Source organism: Deferrisoma palaeochoriense (assembly GCF_054656955.1).
This window is the reverse complement of the sequence record NZ_BAAHXI010000129.1, coordinates 1-3,733: the sequence shown is the minus strand read 5'-3', so window position 1 is coordinate 3,733 and position 3,733 is coordinate 1. Positions and strand designations below refer to the sequence as shown.

At 63.0% G+C, this 3,733-nt stretch carries 3 protein-coding genes; all 3 read right to left on the bottom strand.

Features of this window, described 5'->3' with window-relative positions; genetic code table 11:
- Positions 1–528: 528 nt before the first annotated feature.
- Positions 529–1,476: a hypothetical protein gene (locus ACYQ8L_RS18250; protein WP_459943252.1), complete on the bottom strand. Its 948-nt coding sequence runs from the start codon at positions 1,474–1,476 to the stop codon at positions 529–531.
- Entirely contained in the window at positions 1,476–3,257 is a 1,782-nt protein-coding gene (locus ACYQ8L_RS18245) for an AAA family ATPase (protein ID WP_459943251.1), read from the bottom strand. The genes ACYQ8L_RS18250 and ACYQ8L_RS18245 overlap by 1 nt, the downstream gene beginning before the upstream one ends.
- A 196-nt stretch (positions 3,258–3,453) precedes the next feature.
- A partial coding sequence (locus ACYQ8L_RS18240; protein WP_459943250.1) for a TIGR02391 family protein occupies positions 3,454–3,733 on the bottom strand: 280 nt, incomplete at its 5' end.

The window sequence follows — 3,733 nt, the reverse complement described above, 5'->3', positions numbered from 1 at the left end:
ACAGAAGGGACCACTCTACCTTCCGGGTGGGATTGTCACACTTATACACGAGGAATTGATGGCTCATGTGGCCGTAAACCCCTCTTTGTAAAACCTGGAACCGACGGTGTCGGCGCCTACTGGGGGCAAAAGACCCCTTCCGAAGGGTCTGCACCCCCTACGCCCCTTGAGCGCTCACGGATTCAGGATAAAGTCTGTCCAAGTTTGACGGCTGGGAGCGACCTCCACCATTGTCAGGAGACCGTGTTCGGTGTCCGGTCCCGCCGCGCTTTCGGAATCTACTCTTCCGGTTCGAGAAGACTCATGTTGTCCGGTCGGCCGGTCTCTGCGATCGTGACCTAGAGATTCTTGACCAAGTGACTAAGGAGTTCTCGGCGGCGGCCGCTACTTCCTCCTGCCGACGGCTTATCACGGTATGCTGCTACGTGTGTCCTAGTAGACGGCGCAAACGGCGAAGCTTCTTGCCGACGCCTGCCTTCGACGCCGTTTCGGCATGCACCGCCCAGAACCGCTCCGTCTATCTCTCCGCTAGTCTGGCGGCGGTATCTCGAACCGCGCGTGTAGGGTATGCCGGCCGCTGGCGGGGTCGAACTCGCGCTGGACGTCATCGCGGTCTTCCCGGCTGATCCGGGCCCAGGTGGTCACGGCGTTGGGGTTCGTTGTCGTATCGAAACCGTTGGGCAGAGAGATACCGACAAGGTTGCTGATCAGGTAGCGGTCGTGAAAATCGTCCCAGAGGAACACCTCGATGCGGAGACCGTTGGCCCTCAAGGGGTCGGTGAGTGCGGCCCGGAACGAGACCTCGAGTTCTTCGCATTGGGGCCGCTTGTCCCGGCTTGATCCAAACCACGCGACGCGATGGATCTGGATCGTAGGTGGAGGACGGCGCCCCCCCGAAGCTTGCAGGAGCTGGCCGAACTCGCGGTAGCCCGGCCGGGCAGGGTCGAGATGAGGATCGATGAACATCAGCGAGTTCGCGCACCGCAGCAACGGGTTCAGGTGCTTGAGGTACTCGTCCAGGTTGCGAGCCAGGCGCACCGAGGAGCGCCGTCTCGCCCACCATGACGCGCTCGGCAAGCGATCGATTCGCGCGATCAGTTCGTTGTCGGCAAATCTATCTTTGACGGACTCCGTGACGATGATCCCTCCGGTGAATGGAAAAATCTGATGCGTACCGATCGCCTCTTCGCACCATGCCACGTCATCAGCCGGCGTGTCATTCCGCATGGACTGAAATTGCACGAGGCGGCCCTGCTGGGCTAACTTCTTAACAAGCTCCTTTCCGTGGCGATGCCAGGGTCGTCCGCTGTCCCTGAACATTTCAAGCCACTCCCCGTTCCGGAGATCCCGGACCAGACCTTCGGAGAGCAGCACCTCCTTGAGCGGCTGGAGATAGGCTCGACCCAACTCTTCGCTCGGGTATGAGGTGGCGTCGAACACGTCCGGTGTAATCGCGTAATCGGCCAGCAGCGGCATCAGAAGATCTCCCGCAGACCTTCCTCGAAAAATCCCCCGGGCCAAGCCTTGACCAGCTCGCCCCGCTCGTTGAGGGGCATCTCCCTCACGATGCTCCTAGGCCCGTCAGGCTCGACAAAGAGCACCATCACGTGCTCCGAACGTACTTCAGGCACCCCTTCCGGCAACTCTCCGTCGAAGGTTTCGCGCATGCGGCGCATGATGCGCAACAGCAGGTGCTCGCTGTGGGTCTCGATCAACAGCGTGTTTTCAGAACCCCCGAGGGCCGATTCGATCAACACGTCGCCGAGTTCGGCCTGAAGGGCGGGGTGGAGATGGATCTCCGGTTGTTCGATTGCAAGGAGTTTCTCCCTGGACGCATAAGCCGCGACCAGTACCGGGAGCACTTGGCTCACCCCAATCCCGACATCCCGGTGGCTGACCGGTGTGCCTGATCGCTTGTCCACGAGAACGAGGTCCTGAAGCGACTCGCCGCGGTCCTTTACCATCTCAGCGGTCCAGCGCTTCGTGAGTTCCTCCACATCCGTTACCGCGGCCACGAGATCCTCCACTTCGGGGAAGGTCGCTTCCGCCGCGGCAGGATCCATCTCGGAAAGTTGCTCGGCCAGGTCTATGGCCAGATCCTTCAGGCTGGCGTCCTCGTCCGCCTGAAGGCGCCGGAGCATCTCGGCGGCCAGATCGTGGAGGGCTTTGGCAGCCTTCTCGGGAAGTTCCCCCTCGACCGCGGTCGCCGGGAGAAGATCACGCACCTCCAGCTCGTAGGGTGTCTTCAATCGATCCGGATCGCCGAGCCATGCGTTCACGCGGCGGCGGACGTCCTCGCGCGTGCGGACGACGTCCCACGCGTAACCTCCGCCAGCGAACCAGTTGGGATCGTGCTGCTGGGAGAACGCCAAGTGTCTCGGGGGATAGGAGCGCAGCGGGCCGAGGTAGCGGAGCCGTCGAATCTCGTATTCGAGAGATGACGCGAGACCGTCCACAATCTCGCGCAACGCGCGAGGCAGGAAAAGCCTCGCGGCCCGGGCCAGGTCGGCGGCCCGGCGGCCGCGGCTCACGGGCACCAGATCTGCGGCTTGCCACGTGTCGGTTTCCCCAGTTGATGCGTCCTCCTGAATGCGAGGGAAAAGTGCCGGCGTCTTCGCCGCGATGCTTGGTACCAGTGCGTCAAGAACCTCGCGGAGCGCCGCCAGATCTTCGTCGCGGATTTCCTCGGTGGTGGTGGCAAGCATGAGCAGCGCCCGGAAAAGTTCGCGAAACACCCGGTGTCCGTGCTCAAGGCGATCGAGCCGCAAAACCCCTCCGGCGCGCGCGCTCATCGCGAGCAGCGGTTGGCCGTCCACCTCCACGGAAAACCGCTCGACCCGCGCCCCCCCTCCCGCATTTGTCGCCCGATCGCCGAAAGGCGTTGCCTGATCGCTCGCAAACCCCGAACCCACGGCCAACTCGACCACCACCTTTCGAGCGGTGCGCAACAGCTCCCCCACTCTGCCGGAAAGCTTTCCGGGATCGATCTCGAAGGCTAGCTCCACCTGCCGTCCTCGATCTCGCCGGTGCACGTACTGACGGAAACCGCCGAGGTCGATCGACTCGCCGCCGATCTGCGTGCGCTGGACGTCCAGTTCTCCGGTTTCCACGGCGTGGTGCGCCAGCGCGAGCGCGTGGAGGATGCTCGACTTCCCGGCGCTGTTGGCGCCGTAGACGAGCGTGATGGGCCGAAGCGGTACGCGCTGGGACGCGGCGAAAGCCTTGAAGTTGGCTATACGCAGAGCGGTGAGGGTCATGCCAGGTACTCCGGTCGCGCGTCCTGCAGGTCCTGCCAGTCCTGTCGATCGCTCCGGTGCCTTCGTCCGAAAGGCGGCGATGTGTCCCAATTGACCTCGCTAGCGAGTTTTCGGAGCCAAGGGTCTAGGTTGTTTGCCCACTCCACGAGCACCGAGAGCCCCGAAGGCGGAGGCAGGGGGGATTGTGCGTCTGCGCTCATGAGCTGCGCTCCTTCCGGTCCGCTATGACCTTGCCCACTCTCTTGAACAGCAGGCTTACGAACGCAAGCCGCTCAATGGCGTCCATGGCCGACATCTGCTCGACATCGCCGTGGCTGTAAAGATTCCTCATGCCGGACATGGCCCCCATGGTGAGGAACTTGAATCCTTCCTGCTCGCTCCGATCGTTCGCCGTCTCCAGGGCGTTGAGGGCGATGGGCGGCGGGTCACCGCCAAAAGCCCTCGCCATGAGGTCGCGCCCGAAGGTCGTATGGTCG

Excerpts from the sequence above, each read along its gene's own strand:
- ACYQ8L_RS18250 (WP_459943252.1), bottom strand. The coding sequence starts at position 1,476 with ATGCCGCTGCTGGCCGATTACGCGATTACACCGGACGTGTTCGACGCC.
- ACYQ8L_RS18245 (WP_459943251.1), bottom strand. The coding sequence starts at position 3,257 with ATGACCCTCACCGCTCTGCGTATAGCCAACTTCAAGGCTTTCGCCGCG.